This is a genomic window from Zavarzinia sp. (assembly GCF_049306435.1).
Taxonomy (GTDB): Bacteria; Pseudomonadota; Alphaproteobacteria; order Zavarziniales; family Zavarziniaceae; genus Zavarzinia.
In genome coordinates, this window is record NZ_JBAQRT010000127.1 from 1 (window position 1) to 19,970 (window position 19,970).

Here is a 19,970-nt window from a genome sequence, read left to right on the forward strand (position 1 = left end):
CCGCCAAGCCAAAGCCCGCGGCCGCGACGCCGGCCGCGCCGGTGCCCAGCCGCAAGCCAGCATCCTGACCGGCGCGTCGGCGGAAACGCCGGATCGCCGTGAATCGAATTGTCGTGAAGGAGGCCGAGATGGTGGGCGCGACAGGGATTGAACCTGTGACCCCCGCCGTGTGAAGGCGATGCTCTCCCGCTGAGCTACGCGCCCATCTCGTCGAGGCGCGATATCTAGTGGCGGCCGCCGGTCCTGTCAAGCACCAGGGTCAGGGCATGGGGCAATTCGCTGAAATGCCCGATCACCGCATCGGCCCCGAGCCTCTCGGCCGGGATCGGCGTATAGCCGAAGGTGACGAGAACGACCGGAACCCCTGCATCCCGCGCGGCGTTGAGGTCGGTCGCGCTGTCGCCCACCATCACCGTGCGGTCGAGATCGCCCGACAGGGCCTCGACCGTGGTGATCAGATGCCGTCCGTCCGGCTTTTTCACCGTCAGGCTGTCGCCGCCGAGAATCGCGTCGGTGGGGAAAAATTCGTCGAGTTCGAGGGCGATGATCAGTTGCTTCGCCAGCACCACCGGCTTGTTTGTGCAGACGCCAAGCCGCACCCCCCGGGCCCGCAACCAGTTCAGCGTGGCGGTCACCCCGGGAAAAGCCACCGAATGATCGGCGACATGGCCAGCGTAATGGTGAATGAAATACGCGACGAGCGCGTCGACCTCGGCCGCCGACTTCGGCACCGCATGGGCTTCAAGGCCGCGTTCGATCAGCTTGCGGGCGCCATGGCCGACCATGTGGCGCACCTCCGCCTCGGGCAAGGCGGCGAGACCGAGGCTGGCCATGGTCGCGTTGAGGGCGCCGGTCAGGTCGGGCGCGCTGTCGACGAGGGTGCCATCGAGATCGAAAATCACCGTGTCGGGCAGGGTGGCGGAGAAAGGCAGGATTTCACAGGACGACATGATGGGTCCATTGTGCCGCGTGGGCGCAAAACTTTGAAACAAAAGGTGACTGTAACGGCAAGTGCCGGCTGTGGCACCTTGTCGCTCGCGAATCCGCCCCGAACCCGAGTAGCGCCATGTCCGCCCCTGCCACCATCACCCTGCCGACCGCCTCCCTGCCGACCGCGGCGGTGATCCTCGCCGCGGGGATGGGCACGCGCATGAAATCCGCACTGCCCAAGGTGATGCACCCCATCGCCGGGCGGCCGATGATCCATCATGTGACCGGCGCGGCCCGGGCTTCCGGCGCGGACAGGCTGGTCGTCGTGCTCTCCCCCGGGCTGTCCGCCGTCGCCGACAGCCTGCCGGGCGCCGAGATCGCGATTCAGGACCCGCCGCTCGGCACCGGCCATGCGGTCGCCTGCGCCCTGCCCGCCCTCGACGGCTTCACCGGCGGCGTCCTCGTCCTGTTCGGCGATACCCCCCTCGTGGAGGTCGGAACCCTGCTGCGCCTCCGCGCGGCGCTGGAGGCCCCGGGTGTCGCCGTCGCCGTGCTCGGCTTCCGGCCCCCCGTGCCCGGCGCCTATGGCCGGCTGGTCACCGGCACGGATGGTGGCCTCGAGGCCATCGTCGAGGCCAGGGAAGCGAGCCCCGAGCAATTGAAGATCGGTCTCTGCAACGCCGGGGTGATGGCGATCGCGGGCGAGCATCTGGCCCGCCTCGTCGGCCGGATCGGCAACGACAACGCCAAGAAGGAATATTATCTCACCGATATCGTCGCCCTGGCCCGGGCCGACGGGCTGTCCGCCGTCGTCGTCGAAGGCGCGGCGGACGAGGTGCTGGGCGTCAATTCCCGGGTCGAGCTGGCGGAGGCCGAGGCCATTTTCCAGGCCCGCCTGCGCCGCCGCCACATGGAAGCGGGTGTCAGTTTCGAAGACTCGGCCTCGGTCCGGCTGCAGGCCGACACCGTGCTGGGCCGCGATGTCGTGATCGGCCCCCAGGTCGTCTTCGGCCCCGGCGTCACCATCGGCGAGGAGGTGCGCATCAACGCCTTCTGCCATATCGAAGGCGCCAAGGTCGCGCCCAAGGCCATCATCGGCCCCTTCGCCCGGCTGCGGCCGGGGGCACAGGTCGGCGCGGGCGCCCATGTCGGCAATTTCGTCGAGCTGAAGAACACGGTGCTGGGCGAAGGGGCCAAGGCCAATCACCTGAGCTATCTCGGCGATGCCGAGGTGGGCGCGGGGGCCAATATCGGCGCCGGCACCATCACCTGCAATTACGACGGCTTCAACAAGGCCAAGACCACGATCGGCGCGGGCGCCTTCATCGGCTCGAATTCCGCCCTCGTCGCGCCCGTCACCGTGGGCGATGGCGCGATCATCGGCGCCGGCTCGGTCGTCACGGAAGATGTGGCGGCGGACGATCTCTATATCGAGCGGGCAAGGCCCGTGCACAAAACGGGCTGGGCCGCCCGTTTCCGTGCCCTGATGCGTAAATCCAGGTAAAAGGACCAGATTCCATGTGCGGCATCGTCGGTATCGTCGGCAAAAGCGAAGTGGCCTCGCGCCTGGTGGATGGCCTGCGCCGCCTCGAATACCGGGGCTATGATTCGGCCGGCCTCGCCACATTGGTCGATGGCGCGATCGAGCGGCGCAGGGCCGAGGGCAAGCTGTCCCGCCTGACCGAGCTGCTGGCCGACCAGCCGCTGCCGGGCGTGACCGGCATCGGCCATACCCGCTGGGCGACGCATGGCGCGCCGACGACGACCAACGCCCATCCCCATGCGACGAAATCCGTCGCCGTCGTCCACAACGGCATCATCGAGAATTTCCGCGAGCTGAAGGACGATCTGGTCGCCCGTGGCCATGTCTTCGAAAGCGAGACGGATTCGGAAGTCGTCGCCCATCTCGTTTCCGACGGGCTGGAGCGGGGCCTGACGCCGCGGGCGGCGGTTTCCGCCGCGCTGAAGCTGATGCGCGGCGCCTTCGCGCTGGCCATCCTCTTCGCCGGGCACGACGGACTGCTGATCGGCGCGCGGCGCGGCAGCCCGCTCGCCGTTGGTTTTGGCGAGGGGGAGATGTATCTCGGCTCCGACGCCATGGCGCTGTCAAGCTGGACCCGCCAGGTGCTCTATCTCGAGGAAGGCGACTGGGTGGTGCTGACCCACGCGGGCGCCACCGTCTTCGACGCCGACGACCGCGAAGTGACCCGGGCCGTGCGTACCGTCTCGCTGTCGCCCGCGATGATCGAGAAGGGCAATTATCGCCACTACATGCAGAAGGAAATCTTCGAGCAGCCGCAGGTGATCGGCGATGCCCTAGCGACCTATCTCGACCCGGCGACGCGGCGCCCGCGCCTGCCCCCCGGCGGGCCGGACTGGAACACCGTGCCGCGCCTGACCATCATCGCCTGCGGCACCTCGTCCTATGCCGCCATGGTCGCCAAATACTGGTTCGAGCAGATCGCCCGCCTGCCGGTCGAAACCGATATCGCCTCGGAATTCCGTTACCGCGAGGCGCCGATGCCGGCGGGCGGCGTCGCCCTGTTCATTTCCCAGTCGGGCGAAACCGCCGATACGCTGGCCGCGCTCCGCTATGCCAAAAGCCAGGGGCAATTCATCATCGCCCTCGTCAATGTCCCCGAATCCTCCATGGCGCGGGAGGCGGACCTCGTGCTGCCGATCCTGGCCGGGCCGGAAATCGGCGTCGCCTCCACCAAGGCCTTCACCTGCCAGCTGACCGTCCTCATGTGCCTCGTCCTCGCCGTCGCGCGCAGCCGGGACAAGATCGACGCGGCCGAGGAAGCCAGGCTCTGCGCCGCCCTGTCGGAAGTGCCGGCCCGGGCGCTCGAAGTCCTCAATCACGACGAGAAGATCCGCTCGATCGCGCTCTGGCTGGCCGAGGCGCGGGACGTGCTCTATCTCGGCCGGGGCGCGATCTTCCCGATCGCCCTCGAAGGCGCGCTGAAGCTGAAGGAAATTTCCTATATCCACGCCGAAGGCTATGCCGCCGGCGAATTGAAGCACGGCCCCATCGCCCTCATCGACGAGGCGGTGCCGGTCATCGTCCTCGCCCCCCATGGGCCTTTGTTCGAGAAGACCGTTTCCAACATGCAGGAAGTGCTGGCGCGCGGCGGCCGGGTCGTCCTGTTGTCCGATACCGCCGGCCTCGAGACCGAGGGGCGCAACGCGGCCGAGATCATCGAACTGCCGATGGTCGATGCCTTCGTGACCCCCGTGCTCTACGCGATCCCGGTCCAGCTCCTCGCCTATCACACCGCCGTCGCCAAGGGCACGGATGTCGACCAGCCGCGCAATCTCGCGAAATCCGTGACGGTGGAATAGCGAGGCGCCGAATTAGGAATGCGTTAACGCCTTCGTAGCGACTTGGTGACCATAATCGCTGGCAGTCCTGTACCGGATGTTCCGCGCCGGCCCGATCGGCGGGATGTCGCTGGTCTGATTGGGGATACCGACGGCGAATGCATTTTCGGCTCACGTCCGTCTGGCGCCTGACGGTCATCGCCCTGTCGGCGTTGTGGCTGCTGAGTTTCGGCGCGGATCGGGCGCTGGGCGCGGATGCCATCACCATTGGCGATGGCTCGGCGGAAATCGATCCCTGGCCGGCGGTAACCCTGCTGTCCGACCCCACCCATGACCTGCGCATCGAAGATATCCTGGCCCGGATGCCGGACTTCGGTCCGCCCGGGGGTCTGCGCGCCAATCTGGGGATACGGCCGGAAACGGTCTGGCTGCATATCAGCCTCGACGTCAGGCAGGTCCCGGCCACGGACTGGTGGCTGACCCTGCGCTATTATCCGATCGACGAGGTCGAGACTTTCGTCGTCCGGGACGGGCGCGTCCTCGCCCGCAGTCTCTATGGCCAGGGCATCGCCTTCAACGACAGGGATGCGGCGCTGCCCTTCGCGGCCGTCGCCTTGCCCCTGCGGGCTACGGGGGCCCATGACATCTTCATTCGGCTTCGCAAGCTCAACGACGTCGCGATGATCACGCCACTGGCGTTGCAGCCCCTGTCCGTTCTGATGCGCGGGGAGGCGAGGCGGGAGGTTATCCAGGGCGCCCTGTTTTCCATCGGGCTGTGCCTCGCGCTCTATGGCATCGCGGTCGGGGTTCGGCGGCGTGAGCCGCTCTATTTCTGGTTCGCGGTGTTTTCCGTCTCGACGGTGATGATTCCCTTCATCTATTTCGGGCTGGCGGCCCAGCATCTGTGGCCGGGCTCCGGCCTTCCGAAGGGAAGCCTGGCGCTGTTCTTCATATTGATGGGCGCGGCCAGCGGCATGTTGTTCGTTGACCGGGCGCTGGATATCCGCCGGCTGTCGCGCTTCGTATCCCTGATGTTGCGGCTCTTCGGCGGGCTGCTGCTCGTCGTTGACGCGGGCTTCGCCAGCGGCGTCATTTCCCAGCAGGTCGTGGCGCTGCTTCTGAGCCTGTTCGGCCCCCTGCCCTTCGTCTTCGTCATGCCGCTTGCCGTCAGGCTGGTCCGGCGCGGTGACCGGCCGGCGGCCTGGACGCTGGTCGGCTGGTTTCCGCATCTGACGACGGCGATCATCGGCATCGCGCTTCACCGGGGCTTCCTGCCCTGGACGCCGCTGATCGATCACGCCATGCAGGTGGGCGGCATGATCGATATCGTCTGCTGGATGATCGTGATGACATTGCGCGATGACGAAATGCGCCGGGAGTCCGCCAGGGCGCGCGAGGACCATCTGCGCCTCAGCATTCTGAGCGAGACCGACGAATTGACCGGCCTGCTGAACCGCCGGGGGCTGGAGGCCCGGACCGGGGCGCTGGAGGATCGTATCCGCGACGGCGACGGGGCCGCCGTCTATCTCCTCGATCTCGATGGCTTCAAGGCGGTGAACGATCGACACGGCCATGATGCCGGCGACATGCTGCTGCGCCGGGTGGCGGCGATCCTGCGCACCTGCGCCCGCCCGGGCGATTGCCTGTGCCGCCTCGGCGGCGACGAGTTCATAGTCGTCGCGACCTCGATCGCCAGCGAAGCCGAGGCCGGCCGCCTCGCCGATCGCTTCGTCGACGCCTTCCGCCAGCGCCTCGACGCGACGGTGGAATTCCACGGCATCAGCGTGACCATCGGCTACGCCCTGGCGCCTGTCGACGGCACCCGGATCGATGCCCTGCTGAAACTGGCCGATCAGGCCATGTATATCGGCAAGCGTTCGGGCAGGAACCGGGCGCTTCGAGCGGTCACCGGCTGAGGACGGATCGGAGGGGGCTGAAAGGGCTGGACCTGCCGCCCTCCCATGGCAAACTTTTCCCGTTGCCAGGGGAGTCGCCGTCCGTGACCAGTTCCGCCGAAGCCAGGCGTCTGCTTGCCGCCCGCCGCCTGTTCGAGAGTGTCGCCTCCAAACTCGACGGCAGCATCGCCGTCCGCCTGTGGGATGGCAGCGTCATCCCGCTCGGCCCCCATGCCGATACCCGCTATCAGGTGGTGTTCGATTCGGCGGCCACCATCGGCCGCCTGCTGCGCAGGCCGACGCTGGAAAATCTCGTCATCCATTACGCCGAAGGTCATGTCGATCTGGTCGGCGGCGACCTGATCGCCTTCATCGAGGCGGCGCAGCGGCGGCGCATGAAGCTGAAGTGGCGCGATCTCGACAAGGGCACCCTCGCCCGCTCCCTCTGGGCGCTGGCGCGAGCGCCGGGGGACCTTGCCTCCAGCCATGTTTACGGCGACGACGAGGCGGCGCGCGTCACCTCCGACCAGCGCCACGACCAGGACTACATCCGCTTCCACTACGATATCAGCGACGATTTCTACCGCCTCTTCCTCGACCCCGAAATGCAATATTCCTGCGGTTACTTCACCGACTGGTCGAACGGCATAGAGCAGGCGCAGGTCGACAAGCTCGACCACATCTGCCGCAAGCTGCGCCTGAAGCCGGGGGAGCGTTTCCTCGACGTCGGCTGCGGCTGGGGCGGGCTGATCGCCCATGCGGTGCGCCATTACGGCGTCACCGCCCATGGCGTCACCCTGTCGACCAATCAGCATGATTTCGCGACCCGGAAGATGCGGGACCTCGGCATCGCCGACAAGGTGACCATCGAATTGAAGGATTACCGGCTGCTCACGGGCACCTTCGACAAGATCGCCTCCATCGGCATGTACGAACATGTCGGCATCGCCAATTACCCGGACTATTTCGGCAAGCTGAAATCCCTGCTGCGGCCGGGCGGCATCCTGCTGAACCACGGCATCACCAGGCGGGCCAAGGCGGACAAGGGCCGTTTCCGCAAGATCCGGCCGGAGAACCGCCTGATCTTGAAATATATCTTCCCCGGCTCGGAGCTCGACCATATCAGCCATTCGGTCGAGAGCATGGAAGCGGCCGGCTTCGAGGTCCACGACGTCGAGGGCTTGCGCGAACATTACGCGCAGACCACCCGCCTGTGGTGCCAGCGCCTCTCGGCCCGCAGGACGGAAGCCGTCGCCCTCGTCGGCGAGGCGAAATACCGCCTCTGGGTCGCCTATCTCGCCGGCGTCTCCTTCGCCTTCAGGAACGGCACGATCCGCCTGTTCCAGACCGTCGCCACCCGCCACCGGAAGAACGCCCCGCTGGAACTGCCGCCGACAAGGGCCGATCTTTATCGGTGACGATCAAATGAGCTCGAAACGGATGTCCTGGGCGCCCTGCCACAGGGTCATCTTGCCGAGCTTCACCACGTCGTCGAGGTTGCTGGTGATGGTGATGAAGTGGTTGCCGGCGAGCTGGCCGACCTTGGAGGCGAATTGCACGCCGCCATAGGCCAGCAGGATCTCGGTCTCGGAAACGCCGCCCGGATAAAGGATGATCTGGCCCGGCGCCGGATAGGACGTGTGATTCTCGTAGCCGACGCCGAACTGATGGTCGCCGAGCGGCATCCACACGCCCTCGCCGCTCCAGCGGACATGCACCACCTTGCTGACGAAGGGCATCTGCGCCTTGAAGGCGGCGACGGTCAGCGGTGCTAGTTCTTCTTCGAAACGGGCATCGAAGGTGAAGGGGCCGGCCGTGATGCGAAGTTTGCTCAAGGTGAATCTCCTGAATTCAGGCCGTGATTACAATGCGCCCGGGCGGCGCCGTCACCTCAAATGTCGGGCGGAACCCGCGCGAGGAGTTTCAAATTGCTTTTGAAAAACAGGGCTGGCCTCACCCTTCGGCCCTTCGAGCCCGAGGATGTCGGCCCGCTGCTGGCCCTGTTCCGCGACAGCGTGCGGAACGTCGCTCGTCGCGACTACAGCGAGGATCAGGTCCGCGCCTGGGCGCCCGACGAGATCGACATCGCCGCCTTCGGCGCCCGCCTCGGCCGTCAGCGGGTTTTCGTCGCCGTCGAGGGCGAGACCATCGCGGGCTTCGCCGCGCTCGACGGCCATGGCCATGTCGATCTTCTGTTCGTCCATCCCGACCACCAGCGAAAGGGCGCCGGCCGCCTGCTGCTGCAAGGCGTGGAAGAGACGGCGCGTGCCGCCGGAATGCCCGGCCTCTCCGCCCATGTCAGCCTGACGGCACGGCCCCTGTTCGAGGCCCTGGGCTTTACCGCCATCGCCGAGCGGCGGGTGCCGCTACGCGGTCAGGTCCTGACCAATTTCCGCATGGAAAGAATGATTTAGCGCTCGCAAAGGCACAAATGCACCCATAGAGTGTATTTCTGCGTTCCAGGAAGATTCCACGATGCGTGACCCGTCAAAGATCGAAGCAAGCATTGGCAGTGCCATGAATGCTCTCCTCCTTTTCTGCCTCGCATTGAGCGTATTCGCCTTCACCAAGGACGAAAGCAAAATTCTCGAAGCAGCACGCCAGGATCTCCAGTTGCTATCAACAATCCGCATCTTTCCGGACACCGTCGAAGCGGCGATCATCAAGACAATCCCCGCACACATTACCAAGATTCGCGCTATATTTGACGAAACCGTCGCACGGAATTCTCCAGAAGAAGGTGATGGTCCGCCAATTATTCATTCATCAAAGGTACTAGAATTAGAAAACATAGTACGTATCGAGAAAGGACCAACATCACTGACATGCGTCGAAAATGTCAGCACTTGCCTCGATGCCGCGACAAAGATTGCAAGACAGCAAAATTTTTCGATCTCCATCCCGGATGAGGAGCAACTTGCCGTCGCTTATCGCCGGTTCACAAGACGCTGGCAGAATGATTCGTCTTTGCCAGGAGGAGAAATCGTCGGAGTGACCTTCGGGTGCGGTTGGGCCTTCAATCAGTGCAATGTCTCGGTCCATCTAAAAAATTCGGTCGATGCGAGACCAATACTTTTGACCGAATTATATGTCGACCGTGTCCAGATTGAAGGTCCCAGCACTCTCGATATCTATGAGGCGGTTCATCCGGGAATCGCCGGAATTTTGGAGGCATCATCTCTACGCCCATTTGCTTTCGAGATCGGCGGGAAATCCTTCGCCGAAGCCATATTTCTAATACAGCAGAAAATTAATAAGGAAAAAGAAAATTCAAATGGAACGCAAATATTTGGATTTAATATAAATTCTGATGTATTGAGAAATATTTACGCTGGAATTATCTGCGGTATTCTATTTTATATATTCCTATTATTATCAGATTTACTCATAACCATGAAAATGATAAATGAAAAAATAGCACATGAGGGTATCGTTTTTCCACACAACGGTCCTCGCCTGACAATTTCCATTATTTGCCTCATCGTCATACCATCGATATCTATTTTTGCATTTTCTTCGCGCTTTCAAGATAATATAGATTATTGGTCAATGCTCATGGCGTCAATGATCAGTCTATTGAATTTGATAATCGCGAGCATTATAATCGAGACAGGCAATATATCGACTGGGGGATTTCGTTCGTATCTTGCGGCAATACGACGGCGATATTCCGGTTCCTGAAAATATGGACTTCACACCCCCGGGCAGCCCTCCTGATCGAGGGTGAGATTGTCGGGATTGCCGGGCAGCAGGCGTTCGACCGTCGCGCTGGGGATGCCCGTGAAGTCGGGATTGCCGCCGATGGGGAAGAATCGCTCCCGTCCCACGGGGCCGCCGACGGCGAAGCAGGACGGGTCGGCCTTGTCGTTCAGGGTCGGGTAGTCGTAACAGATGATCGGCGTGCCCGCCGCGATCTGGCCGAAGTCCTGGGGCAGGCTGGTCACCCACCAGGTGCCGGCGTGAAGGCATTGCAGCTGAAAATAAGCCGTCCGCCCGTCCGGGGCATGATATTCGCGGAAATTGTCGCCCGAGGGAAAGCGGCCATAGACCGTCTTGTCGCTGAAGCGCGCCTGAAGTTCCCCGGGATCGCGGATCACGTCGAGATCGGCCCGCGCTGCGGGCAGGACGGCGGCAAGCAGGGCGACGACGGCGAGCGCGAGGCGGACAAGGCGGGCCATGGGTCGGCAACTCCTCGAAAGGCACGGCCCTGATATGCGCCTTTGTCGCCCCGGATGAAAGGGGGCGGGGCTTTCGCCGCCGGCCCGCCCGGCCTTAAGATGAAGATCGAGATCAAGGGAGGATGACATGGTCGCGCTCAAGGACCCCAGCCTGTTCCGCACGCAGAATTTCATCGGTGGCGAATGGGTGAACGCGGACGATGGCGCCGTCGTCGAGGTGAACAACCCGGCGACCCTCGAAACCCTGGGCACTGTCCCCAAGGCCGGCAGGGCCGAGACCGCGCGCGCCATTCGCGCCGCCGACATCGCCTTCCCCGCCTGGCGCCGCAGGACGGCGAAGGAACGCGCGATCGTCCTGCGCCGCTTCGCCGACCTGATGATGGCGAATCAGGACGATCTCGCCCTGCTGATGACCGCCGAACAGGGCAAGCCGCTGGCCGAATCCAAGGGCGAGATCGCCTATGCCGCCGCCTTCCTCGAATGGTTCGGCGAGGAGGCGAAGCGGATTTACGGCGAGACCATCCCCTCCCATGCCGCCGACAAGCGCCTGATCGTGACCAAGGAGCCGGTGGGCGTCGTCGCCGCGATCACGCCGTGGAATTTCCCGGCCGCCATGATCACGCGGAAGATCGGCCCGGCGCTGGCCGCCGGCTGCACCGTCGTGGTGAAACCCGCGACCCAGACGCCCTATTCCGCCCTCGCCCTCGCCGAACTCGGCATCCGGGCCGGACTGCCGGCCGGCGCGCTCAATGTCGTCACCGGCGCCGCGACCGCCATCGGCGGCGAGATGACCTCGAACCCCACCGTGCGCAAACTGACCTTCACCGGCTCGACCGAGATCGGCAAGCTGCTGATGGCGCAATGCGCCGGCACGGTGAAGAAGGTCAGTCTGGAGCTGGGCGGCAATGCCCCCTTCATCGTCTTCGACGACGCCGATCTCGATGCCGCGGTCGAGGGCGCCATCGCCTCGAAATTCCGCAACACCGGACAGACCTGCGTCTGCGCCAACCGCCTCCTCGTCCAGGACGGCGTCTATGACGCCTTCGCCGAGAAGCTGGGCCGCGCCGTCGCCGCGCTGAAGGTCGGCAATGGCGTGGAGCCGGGCGTGACGCAAGGCCCGCTGATCGACATGAAGGCGGTCGCCAAGGTCGAGGAACATATCGCCGATGCCCTGGCCAAGGGCGCGAAGATCGCGGCGGGCGGCAAGCGCCACGCCCTCGGCGCCAGTTTCTTCGAGCCGACGGTGCTGACCGGCGTCACCCCCGCCATGGCCGTCGCGCGGGAGGAGACTTTCGGCCCCCTCGCCCCGCTGTTCCGCTTTTCCGACGAGGAACAGGCGATCCGCATGGCGAACGACACGGAATTCGGCCTCGCCTCCTATTTCTACGCCCGGGACGTCGGGCGTATCTTCCGGGTCGGCGAGGCGCTGGAATATGGCATCGTCGGCGTCAACACCGGCCTCATCTCGACGGAAGTCGCGCCTTTCGGCGGGGTCAAGGAATCCGGCATCGGCCGCGAGGGCTCGTCCCACGGCATCGACGATTACGTCGAGATGAAATACCTCTGCCTCGGCGGCATCGACCGCTGACGGGCGGCACGGGAACAGTATCATGACCATTCATGCCCACCCCTTCGACCATGATCTCTTCGTCATCGGCGCCGGCTCCGGCGGCGTGCGGGCGGCGCGGATTTCCGCCGGCCACGGCGCCCGCGTCGCCATCGCCGAGGAGTATCGTGTCGGCGGCACCTGCGTCATTCGCGGCTGCGTGCCGAAGAAGCTTCTCTCCTATGCCTCGCATTATGGCGAGGATATCGAGGATGCCGCCGCCTATGGCTGGAGCGTGACCGGCCCCGTCACCTTCGACTGGGGCGCCCTGATCGCCGCCAAGGACAAGGAAATCGACCGCCTGAACGGCCTCTATCTCAAGGGGTTGGAGACGGCGGGCGTCACGCTGATCGAGGGCCGGGCCAGGCTTGTCGACGCCCATACGGTCGAGGTCGCGGGCCAGACGGTGACCGCCGCCCATATCCTGGTCGCGACCGGCGCGACGCCCGAGATCCCGGATATTCCGGGCGCCGAACATGCCATCACCTCGAACGAGGCGTTCCACCTCGGCGAATTGCCGAAAAGGGTCGTCGTGGTCGGAGCTGGTTACATCGCGGTCGAATTCGCCGGGATCTTCCACGGTCTCGGCAGCCATGTGACCATCGTGCACCGCAGGGGCCAGCTGCTGCGCGGCTTCGACGACGATATCGCCCGGCACCTCGGCGACGAATATGCCCGGAAGGGCATCGATCTTCATTTCAACGCCTCGCCCACGGCGATCGACAAGACGCCGCTCGGCCTCGTCCTTCATCTCTCGGACGGCACCGCGATCGAGACCGATGCCGTGATGTTCGCGACCGGCCGGCGGCCCAACACCAGGGGCCTCGGCCTCGAAGCCGCCGGGGTCGAGCTCGGCCCCAAGGGCGAGGTGAAAGTCGATCTCTATTCCCGCAGCAATGTGCCCAATATCTATGCCGTCGGCGATGTCACCGACCGGCTGGCCCTGACCCCGGTGGCGATCAAGGAAGGCCATGCCTTCGCCGACACGGTGTTCGGCGGCCGGCCCGGCCTCGCCGATCACAACGACGTGCCGACCGCCGTCTTCAGCCAGCCCGCCATCGGCACGGTCGGCCTCACCGAGGCACAGGCCGCCGCGCGTTTCGGCACGGTCGACATCTATGAAGCCGGTTTCCGCCCGATGAAGCACACGCTGACCGGAAGGGCCACCCGCACCTACATGAAACTGATCGTCGAGCCGCGCTCGGACCGGGTGGTGGGCGCCCATCTGATCGGCGACGATACGCCGGAGATCATCCAGGCCCTCGGCATCGCGGTGAAGATGGGTGCGACCAAGGCCCAGTTCGACCGCACCGTCGCCGTCCATCCGACCGCCGCCGAGGAACTGGTCCTGATGCGCACCCGCGCCCGGGTCGCCAAGGCGGAAGCGGCTGCCTCGTGACCATGGCCGCCGTGTGGTCGAGGTGATCGGCCCCTTCCAGAAGACGAAGCGGCCGCGATCCATGTCGGGGGTTGCGAGTGAGGAGCGGGAGACGGTTTCAGATCGATCATTCACCTCGTCGTCCCGGCGAAGGCCGGGACCTCGCGACGAGACGGCGCCCTTGCCTGTTCGAGCTGCCGGCCTTCGCCGGCATGACGACAATGGGAAGCCTTGCCGTTAGTCGGGGCCGTCCCCTGCCCCCCTGCCAACCGGCGGGGAATACCGCCCGATCGCCAGGAAGCCGGCGAGCGCGATCGCGGTGAAGCCGGCGCCCGCGATGAAGGTGGCGCGGGAACCCATCTCGTCCCACAGAAGGCCGGCGACCAGGCTGGCGACCAGCAGGGCAAGGCCCGAGACGAGGTTGAAGATCCCGAAGGCCGTGCCGCGCAATTCGGCCGGCGCCGCGTCGGCCACCAGCGTCGACAGCAAGCCCTGGGTGAGGCCCATGTGCAGGCCCCACAGCACGACGCCGGCAGCGGTCATGACCACCGAGCCGGCGAAGCCCAGCACCAGATCGGCGGCGATCAGCAGGCCAAGCCCGACCACGAGCACACGGCCCCGTCCGCCAGGCCCATCGGACAGGACCCCCGCCGGATAGGCCGCGAGGGCATAGACGATATTCATCACCACCATGATGGCGGGGACGAGCGCGATCGGAAAGCCGACCTCCTGCGCCTTCAGCACGAGAAAGGCTTCGCTGAACCGGGCCAGGGTGAAGACGGCGGACACTGCGACGACAATCCAGAACGCCGCCGGCAAGCGGCGAATCTCCGCCCGGTGCAGGGGAAAGCGCACCCGGCGCAATCCCTTCGGTCGCGCCGGCTCGCGCACGGCGAAAGCCATCAGCGCGAAGGCGATGAAACCCGGCACGACCGCGGCCCAGAACACCATGGTGAAATCATTCGCGGTCAGCAGCATGAGGCTGATGGCCAGCGCCGGCCCGACGAAGGCGCCGATGGTATCGAGCGATTGCCGCAGCCCGAAGCTGGCGCCGCGCAAATGCGCGGGCGCGATATCGGCCACCAGCGCATCGCGGGGCGCCCCCCGGATTCCCTTGCCCACCCGATCGACGAAACGGGCCGCCACCAGCCAGCCGGCGCTGGCGGCAAGGGGAAACACCGGCTTGGTGAAAGCCGCGAGGCCATAACCGATGACCGCCAGCAGCTTGCGTTTGCCCAGCCAGTCCGACAGCGCGCCGGAAAATACCTTGGTGATCGAAGCGGTGGCTTCCGCGATGCCCTCGATGATCCCGACGGTCAGGGTCGAGGTGCCGAGAACGGTCACGAGATAGATCGGCAGCAGCGCATGGATCATCTCCGACGAGATATCCATGAACAGACTGACCAACCCCAGCGCCCAGATCCCGCGCGGGATCTGCCTCAATGTCGCAAGGTCAAGCCTGCCCGCCAGCGCCATGCCCAGCCCCTTTCGGGGGACTCGGCCCCGCCCCCCAAAGGTTCGACCGGCGGGGCGCGCGCGGCAAGGTGTTTCGGAAGGGGCTGTGCGCATCGAGGGCTTCGATTTCGGCGTCGAAGCCCTCATGCGCGGGTGGGGGCCTGTCAGACCTGCGCCAGGCCGCCGTCGACGAAGACCTCGCCGCCAGTCATGAAGCTGCTGTCCGGCGACGCCAGGAACGCCGCCACCGCCGCGGTCTCAGAAGGATCGCCCATGCGCCCGGTCGGCGTGGTGGCACCCAGCGCGGCCAGCGCCGCCTCGCCCACGACTTCGAGCGCCAGTTCCGTTTTCGTCGGCCCGGGCGAGAGGACATTGACGCGGATGCCGGTGCCCCGCAGGTCGAGCGCCCAGCTGCGCGCCAGATTGCGCACTGCCGCCTTGCTGGCGCTATAGACGCTGAACTGCGGCGTGCCCATCACCCCGGTGGTCGAGCCGGTGAGGATGATCGACGCCCCGGCCGACAGCAGCGGCAGGGCCTTCTGCACGGTGAACACCGTCCCCTTCACGTTGACGTCGAAGGTCGCGGCGTAATGTTCCGGCGTGATCGCGCCGAGCGCGGCCACGTCCCCCGTGCCGGCGTTGGCGAAGACGATGTCGAGCCCGCCCCGCTCCGCCTTCACCGCGTCATAGAGCCGGTCGAGGTCGGCGAGGTCGGTCACCGAGCCCCGCACCGCCCTTGCGTTGGGGCCCAGCTGCTTCAGCGCGGCATCGAGCGGCTCCTGCCGGCGCCCGAAGATGAAGACGAACGCCCCCTCTTCGATGAAGCGCCTGGCCGTCGCCAGACCGATGCCGGTGCCGCCGCCCGTCACCACCGCTGTCTTGTTTTCCAGCCTTCTCATGATGTGCTCCTTCATTGAGGTTGCACATAGCTGGCATCGCCCCTACCAATGGACAAGTATGCACCTTTTGGTAAGTACGGGAAAAATGACTGAAGACCCCGCCGCTCCTCCTCCGGCTCCCTCCTGCACCCCGACATTGCCGGGGTTCACCTGTGGTCTCGACGCGACCCTGCGGGTGATCTCGGGCAAGTGGAAGCCGCTGATCCTCTATTTCCTCGCCCAGGGCGGACCGACCCGCTATGGCGAGCTGCGCCGCGCCGTGCGCGACGTCAGCGACAAGATGCTGATCCAGCAGCTCAAGGAGCTGGAGGCCGATGGCCTGGTGAAACGGACCGACCACAGGGAAATCCCGCCCCGGGTGGACTATAGCCTGACCCCGCTGGGCGTCAGCCTGGCCCAGGCCCTCGTCCCGCTCTGCACCTGGGGCACGGAAAACATGGCCGAAGTCACCCGCGTCTATGCCCAGCGGGCGAGAGGGGCGGCGGGGAAGGGTTGAGGGGAGCTTGAGGAATTATGCATATCATTCCCGAGCCCACTGTCTGGAGTAGACGAAAGATACATACAGCGTCCCTTTATTTCTATACTCCCCGCGGAAACGACGATAACTCACGCCATGTTCTTGATTTCAGGACATAAGCAATCTTAGTCAAAATCATCTTCAGGTGGTACACTACACTCCATGAACGACAAGCTTCATAAAACCCGCAAGCCTCGCCAACAGAAACCTCCTCTGGACACGCCCTCCTCTAAGCCGACCCCTGAAGAGGTATTGGCAAAGCGTAAATCCCGAACGTAACGGCCTTTCCCGGCGGCATCCTTCGAGGAATCGATGTCGCTGGCGCAAGATTTGTTGCGTGTTGGAGGTGGCCAGAAAGTTCGCCGCCTTACGCTTTTTGACGATATCTAAAAAGCTCCAGAGAGCGGAACGAGTCGGATGCTGGTAACAAATGCAAGCCGATATGGATTAATATCGGGAAGCTATTCAGCCGAGTATCTAGAACTCACGACCGACGGAGCGAAAGCGGTCGATGAGAGCACGTCTAGGCGCGAGAAGGCGCGCATCCGAGTAAAGCTGGCGATCCAAAACATCGAGCCGTTCAACCAACTTTACGAACGGTTCAAAAACACTAAATTGCCCGCTCGTGCAGTTCTGATAGATGCAATAAAGGAACAAGGAGTCACCGAGGGCTTTGCTGAAGAAGGCGTCGATACCTTCATAGTAAACCTCCGCTTTGTCGGGCTCCTCCAAACATTATCCGGCACAGAGCGCATCATTACAGTTGAACATTTAGCCGATATGATTCCAGCGTCCAAGCCGGCCTCTATCCAGCCTACTCCTATTGGAATAACTGGATACGAAACTGATGAACATCCACGCAATCAGGTTATCACACAAGAACACGCAGATTTTCAGACAACCTGTTTTTACATAACACCTATCGGAGAAGAATCGTCCGAACAACGCGCTCATTCTGATTTATTTCTAGGAAATATAGTTGAGCCGGCACTAGAAGCCTTCGGACTTAAAGTCATCCGAGCCGATACCATTGATAAACCGGGAATGATTACCCGACAAATTATTGAATACATCACGCGAGCGCGGCTAGTAATTGCCGATCTATCGTTTCACAATCCGAACGTCTTCTATGAATTGGCATTGCGCCATGCCACACGGTTACCGGTAGTTCAGATCGTGCGAACGGGAGACAGCATACCATTTGATGTTGGGCAGATACGAACCATCAGGATCGACAACTCCAGCATCTACTCGCTGGTGCCGAAGATCCAAACTTATCGCTCGGAAATCAGCAACCAAGTCCGTCGTGCATTAGAATCTGATGCTGATGCGGATACCCTCATTTCGGCTTATTTCCCTGGCCTCAGGACGGTCACCAACTGAAGCTTCTCCTGCCCAAAGCGAACGCTCTTAATCAATCCCGCCTCCCCTTCGGTCCCGGTTTCTGCCGCTTCAACACCCGCCCCGTCACAGCCTCGAGCCTCTCGAGGAAGGCGTCGTCGCCACGCGGGCGGCCGGTGCGGAGGCTCCCCTCGATGGCCTCGACCTCGTCTTCCGGCAGGTCACCGGCCGCGAACCGCCGACGCGGCAGCGCGCGCCCCTTGCGGTGGGGGCCGGCGCGGGTGGCGAGGTCGGTGAAGCCGTCCGCCTTGCCCGTTCCATGCGCCTTGGCGCTCGACCAGGGCCAGTCCTCGGCCTTGACCGCGAGGCCCGCCGTCACCGGGCTGTTCTCGACATAGCGGATGGCCGCCATCAGATGGGCGTCGTCCATCGGGTAGCTGGCGAAACGGCCCTGCCACAGATAGCCGGTCCAGCCCTGCGCCTCGTTCACCTTGCGGGAGTAGCGGCGATGGGCCTCGGCGAGGGCCGCGCGCAACCCGTCCGCGTCGGGCGGCGTCAGGACCAGATGAACCTCTGTCGGCATCAGGCACCAGGCGAGGCAGCCTACCCCCGCCGCCCGGCAGGAGGCCGCGACCAGATCGCGGTAGAGGCTATAATCCGCCTCGGAGAAGAACACGGGCTGGCGACGGTTGCCGCGCTGGGTGACGTGGTGGGGCACGCCGGGGATCACCACGCGGGGAAGTCTGGCCATGGCGCCACTCTGCACCACCGCCCCGCCCGCCGCAAATGGGTATCGTGTCCCTATATCGAGGACAAGACAAAGGCCGGAAGAGATGCACCTCTTCCGGCCTTCTGCCGGCCGCGCGCCCCGGGAATGGGGGGCTGGGACGCTCGGCCGGGTCAGGTCATTCGGCGGCCTGGCGGGCGAGCACGGGCACGGGCAGGGCGTCCAGATCCTCGTCGATCCCGGGCACGGCGTGGCCGTCGAGGGCGAGGGCGAGGCGGTCGGCGTCCAGTTCGCCTTCCATGCGGGCGACGACGATGGTGGCGACGGCGTTGCCGATGAAGTTGGTCAGGGCCCGGCATTCCGACATGAAACGGTCGATGCCGAGGATCAGGGCCATGCCGGCGACCGGCACCGAGGGCACCACCGAGAGCGTCGCGGCGAGGGTGATGAAGCCCGAACCCGTCACGCCCGCCGCGCCCTTCGACGACAGCATGGCGACCAGCAGCAGCAGGATCTGGTCACCGAGGGCGAGATGCGTATCCGTCGCCTGGGCGATGAAGAGCGCCGCCATGGTCATGTAGATATTGGTGCCGTCGAGGTTGAAGGAATAGCCGGTGGGGACGACGAGACCGACGACCGAGCGCGAGCACCCGGCCCGCTCCAGCTTGTCCATGACGAGGGGCAGCGCCGACTCCGACGAGGAGGTGCCGAGCACCAGCAAAAGCTCGCCCTTGATGTAGCGCAGCAGCTTGAGGATCGAGAAGCCGTTGACCCGGGCGACGACGCCGAGGATGCCGACGACGAAGAGGATCGCGGTCAGGTAGAAGGTGCCGACCAGCAGGGCAAGATTGGCGATCGAGCCGATGCCGTATTTGCCGATGGTGAAGGCCATGGCGCCGAAGGCCCCGACCGGCGCCGCCTTCATCAGGATGTTCACCATCGAGAACACCGCGGCCGACAGCGACTTGAGGAGCGCCGTCACCGGCTTGCCCTTCTCGCCCGCGAGGGCGAGACCGACGCCGAAGACGACCGAGAAGAACAGCACCTGCAGGATCTCGCCCGAGGCGAAGGCGCCCACGGCGGTCGCCGGGATGATGTTCGTCAGGAAGCCGACGAGCGACTGTTCATGCGCCTTCTGGGCATAGTCGGCGACCGCCTTGCCGTCGAGGCTGGCGGGATCGATGTGCAGCCCCGTGCCCGGCTGCACGACATTGGCGACCACGAGGCCGAGGATGAGGGCGAGGGTCGAGAAGAACAGGAAATAGATGAAGGCCTTGGCGCCGACGCGGCCGACCTTGGCCATATTGTCGGAACCGGCGATGCCGGTCACCACGGTGAGGAAGATCACCGGCGCGATGATCATCTTGACGAGCTTGATGAAGGCATCGCCCAGCGGCTTCAGGTCGGCGCCCAGTACCGGCGAGAAATGGCCGAGCAGGATGCCCGCGGCGACCGCGATCAGCACCTGGAAATAGAGCACCTTATAGAACGGACGGCGTTGCTGTTCAGCGGCGACCGGCGCGAAACCTGCCATGGGGAACCCTCCCTGAGTTATGCCGGATGCCTTGTCGGCATCTCGGCCCCGGCCCGGCGGCGCCGGACGACGGCTTCCCATCCGCAAGCATTGTGCCAGCCCGAAAAACCCGCTACGACTTTGCCAAGTGATTGAAATATCAGGGGCAAATCGCCAAGGGCCAGGGCCTTCGTGCGATAGTCCGCACAA

At 64.5% G+C, this 19,970-nt stretch carries 17 protein-coding genes and 1 tRNA gene; 10 read left to right on the forward strand and 8 right to left on the reverse strand.

The window, feature by feature from the left end; translation table 11 throughout:
- Positions 1-129 precede the first annotated feature (129 nt).
- Both WAZ62_RS06685 and gph read right to left on the reverse strand, forming a co-directional pair.
- A tRNA-Val gene (locus WAZ62_RS06685) sits at positions 130-204 on the reverse strand.
- Between the two features lie 20 nt (positions 205-224).
- Positions 225-950 carry a phosphoglycolate phosphatase gene (gene gph, locus WAZ62_RS06690; protein ID WP_422642736.1) on the reverse strand — a complete coding sequence of 242 codons (726 nt, stop codon included), beginning with the start codon at positions 948-950 and terminating at the stop codon, positions 225-227.
- Between the two features lie 116 nt (positions 951-1,066).
- Here gph and glmU point away from each other — a divergent pair, with 116 nt between their 5' ends.
- From glmU to WAZ62_RS06710, 4 genes are all read left to right on the forward strand, one after another.
- Entirely contained in the window at positions 1,067-2,434 is a 1,368-nt protein-coding gene (glmU, locus tag WAZ62_RS06695; RefSeq protein WP_422642737.1) for a bifunctional UDP-N-acetylglucosamine diphosphorylase/glucosamine-1-phosphate N-acetyltransferase GlmU, read from the forward strand.
- Between the two features lie 14 nt (positions 2,435-2,448).
- A complete protein-coding gene (glmS, locus tag WAZ62_RS06700) occupies positions 2,449-4,272 on the forward strand; it encodes a glutamine--fructose-6-phosphate transaminase (isomerizing) (RefSeq protein ID WP_422642738.1) in 1,824 nt (607 codons plus the stop codon).
- Positions 4,273-4,409: 137 nt separating this feature from the next.
- Positions 4,410-6,167, forward strand: a complete 1,758-nt coding sequence (locus WAZ62_RS06705) for a diguanylate cyclase domain-containing protein (RefSeq protein ID WP_422642739.1) — start codon at positions 4,410-4,412, stop codon at positions 6,165-6,167.
- An 83-nt stretch (positions 6,168-6,250) separates the two neighbouring features.
- A complete protein-coding gene (locus WAZ62_RS06710) occupies positions 6,251-7,564 on the forward strand; it encodes a class I SAM-dependent methyltransferase (RefSeq protein WP_422642740.1) in 1,314 nt (437 codons plus the stop codon).
- Between the two features lie 3 nt (positions 7,565-7,567).
- On the opposite strand, the gene WAZ62_RS06715 is transcribed toward WAZ62_RS06710, so the two are convergent.
- Positions 7,568-7,981 carry a DUF3830 family protein gene (locus WAZ62_RS06715; RefSeq protein ID WP_422642741.1) on the reverse strand — a complete coding sequence of 138 codons (414 nt, stop codon included), beginning with the start codon at positions 7,979-7,981 and terminating at the stop codon, positions 7,568-7,570.
- A gap of 93 nt (positions 7,982-8,074) precedes the next feature.
- Here WAZ62_RS06715 and WAZ62_RS06720 point away from each other — a divergent pair, with 93 nt between their 5' ends.
- Entirely contained in the window at positions 8,075-8,560 is a 486-nt protein-coding gene (locus WAZ62_RS06720) for a GNAT family N-acetyltransferase (protein WP_422642742.1), read from the forward strand.
- Positions 8,561-8,621: 61 nt separating this feature from the next.
- On the forward strand, positions 8,622-9,827 hold the full coding sequence (locus WAZ62_RS06725) for a hypothetical protein (RefSeq protein WP_422642743.1): 1,206 nt from the start codon (positions 8,622-8,624) through the stop codon (positions 9,825-9,827).
- Positions 9,828-9,838: 11 nt separating this feature from the next.
- Here WAZ62_RS06725 and WAZ62_RS06730 read toward each other — a convergent pair whose 3' ends face one another.
- The gene (locus WAZ62_RS06730) at positions 9,839-10,324 is read right to left on the reverse strand and encodes a hypothetical protein (RefSeq protein ID WP_422642744.1); all 486 of its coding nucleotides are present in this window, start codon (positions 10,322-10,324) and stop codon (positions 9,839-9,841) included.
- A gap of 127 nt (positions 10,325-10,451) precedes the next feature.
- Here WAZ62_RS06730 and gabD point away from each other — a divergent pair, with 127 nt between their 5' ends.
- Positions 10,452-11,912: an NADP-dependent succinate-semialdehyde dehydrogenase gene (gene gabD / locus WAZ62_RS06735; RefSeq protein ID WP_422642745.1), complete on the forward strand. Its 1,461-nt coding sequence runs from the start codon at positions 10,452-10,454 to the stop codon at positions 11,910-11,912.
- 22 nt (positions 11,913-11,934) lie between these two features.
- Positions 11,935-13,329 carry a glutathione-disulfide reductase gene (gene gor, locus WAZ62_RS06740; protein ID WP_422642746.1) on the forward strand — a complete coding sequence of 465 codons (1,395 nt, stop codon included), beginning with the start codon at positions 11,935-11,937 and terminating at the stop codon, positions 13,327-13,329.
- A 216-nt stretch (positions 13,330-13,545) separates the two neighbouring features.
- Here gor and WAZ62_RS06745 read toward each other — a convergent pair whose 3' ends face one another.
- Together WAZ62_RS06745 and WAZ62_RS06750 are read right to left on the reverse strand one after the other, a co-directional pair.
- On the reverse strand, positions 13,546-14,784 hold the full coding sequence (locus WAZ62_RS06745) for an MFS transporter (RefSeq protein WP_422642747.1): 1,239 nt from the start codon (positions 14,782-14,784) through the stop codon (positions 13,546-13,548).
- Positions 14,785-14,927: 143 nt separating this feature from the next.
- Positions 14,928-15,662, reverse strand: coding sequence for an SDR family NAD(P)-dependent oxidoreductase (locus WAZ62_RS06750; RefSeq protein ID WP_422642748.1), 735 nt, complete (start codon positions 15,660-15,662; stop codon positions 14,928-14,930).
- An 85-nt stretch (positions 15,663-15,747) separates the two neighbouring features.
- Between WAZ62_RS06750 and WAZ62_RS06755 the strand changes: the two genes are divergently transcribed.
- Together WAZ62_RS06755 and WAZ62_RS06760 are read left to right on the forward strand one after the other, a co-directional pair.
- Positions 15,748-16,158: a winged helix-turn-helix transcriptional regulator gene (locus tag WAZ62_RS06755; protein WP_422642749.1), complete on the forward strand. Its 411-nt coding sequence runs from the start codon at positions 15,748-15,750 to the stop codon at positions 16,156-16,158.
- A 438-nt stretch (positions 16,159-16,596) separates the two neighbouring features.
- Positions 16,597-17,562: a hypothetical protein gene (locus WAZ62_RS06760; protein ID WP_422642750.1), complete on the forward strand. Its 966-nt coding sequence runs from the start codon at positions 16,597-16,599 to the stop codon at positions 17,560-17,562.
- 31 nt (positions 17,563-17,593) lie between these two features.
- Here WAZ62_RS06760 and WAZ62_RS06765 read toward each other — a convergent pair whose 3' ends face one another.
- Together WAZ62_RS06765 and WAZ62_RS06770 are read right to left on the reverse strand one after the other, a co-directional pair.
- Positions 17,594-18,271, reverse strand: coding sequence for a transposase (locus WAZ62_RS06765; protein ID WP_422642751.1), 678 nt, complete (start codon positions 18,269-18,271; stop codon positions 17,594-17,596).
- 154 nt (positions 18,272-18,425) lie between these two features.
- Positions 18,426-19,781: a dicarboxylate/amino acid:cation symporter gene (locus WAZ62_RS06770; protein WP_422642752.1), complete on the reverse strand. Its 1,356-nt coding sequence runs from the start codon at positions 19,779-19,781 to the stop codon at positions 18,426-18,428.
- Positions 19,782-19,970: the final 189 nt, after the last annotated feature.

Excerpts from the sequence above, each read along its gene's own strand:
- WAZ62_RS06765 (WP_422642751.1), bottom strand. The coding sequence starts at position 18,271 with ATGGCCAGACTTCCCCGCGTGGTGATCCCCGGCGTGCCCCACCACGTC.
- WAZ62_RS06760 (WP_422642750.1), top strand. The coding sequence starts at position 16,597 with ATGCTGGTAACAAATGCAAGCCGATATGGATTAATATCGGGAAGCTAT.
- WAZ62_RS06745 (WP_422642747.1), bottom strand. The coding sequence starts at position 14,784 with ATGGCGCTGGCGGGCAGGCTTGACCTTGCGACATTGAGGCAGATCCCG.
- WAZ62_RS06730 (WP_422642744.1), bottom strand. The coding sequence starts at position 10,324 with ATGGCCCGCCTTGTCCGCCTCGCGCTCGCCGTCGTCGCCCTGCTTGCC.
- gph (WP_422642736.1), bottom strand. The coding sequence starts at position 950 with ATGTCGTCCTGTGAAATCCTGCCTTTCTCCGCCACCCTGCCCGACACG.
- WAZ62_RS06725 (WP_422642743.1), top strand. The coding sequence starts at position 8,622 with ATGCGTGACCCGTCAAAGATCGAAGCAAGCATTGGCAGTGCCATGAAT.
- WAZ62_RS06750 (WP_422642748.1), bottom strand. The coding sequence starts at position 15,662 with ATGAGAAGGCTGGAAAACAAGACAGCGGTGGTGACGGGCGGCGGCACC.
- glmU (WP_422642737.1), top strand. The coding sequence starts at position 1,067 with ATGTCCGCCCCTGCCACCATCACCCTGCCGACCGCCTCCCTGCCGACC.
- glmS (WP_422642738.1), top strand. The coding sequence starts at position 2,449 with ATGTGCGGCATCGTCGGTATCGTCGGCAAAAGCGAAGTGGCCTCGCGC.
- WAZ62_RS06770 (WP_422642752.1), bottom strand. The coding sequence starts at position 19,781 with ATGGCAGGTTTCGCGCCGGTCGCCGCTGAACAGCAACGCCGTCCGTTC.
- gabD (WP_422642745.1), top strand. The coding sequence starts at position 10,452 with ATGGTCGCGCTCAAGGACCCCAGCCTGTTCCGCACGCAGAATTTCATC.
- WAZ62_RS06755 (WP_422642749.1), top strand. The coding sequence starts at position 15,748 with ATGACTGAAGACCCCGCCGCTCCTCCTCCGGCTCCCTCCTGCACCCCG.
- WAZ62_RS06705 (WP_422642739.1), top strand. The coding sequence starts at position 4,410 with ATGCATTTTCGGCTCACGTCCGTCTGGCGCCTGACGGTCATCGCCCTG.
- gor (WP_422642746.1), top strand. The coding sequence starts at position 11,935 with ATGACCATTCATGCCCACCCCTTCGACCATGATCTCTTCGTCATCGGC.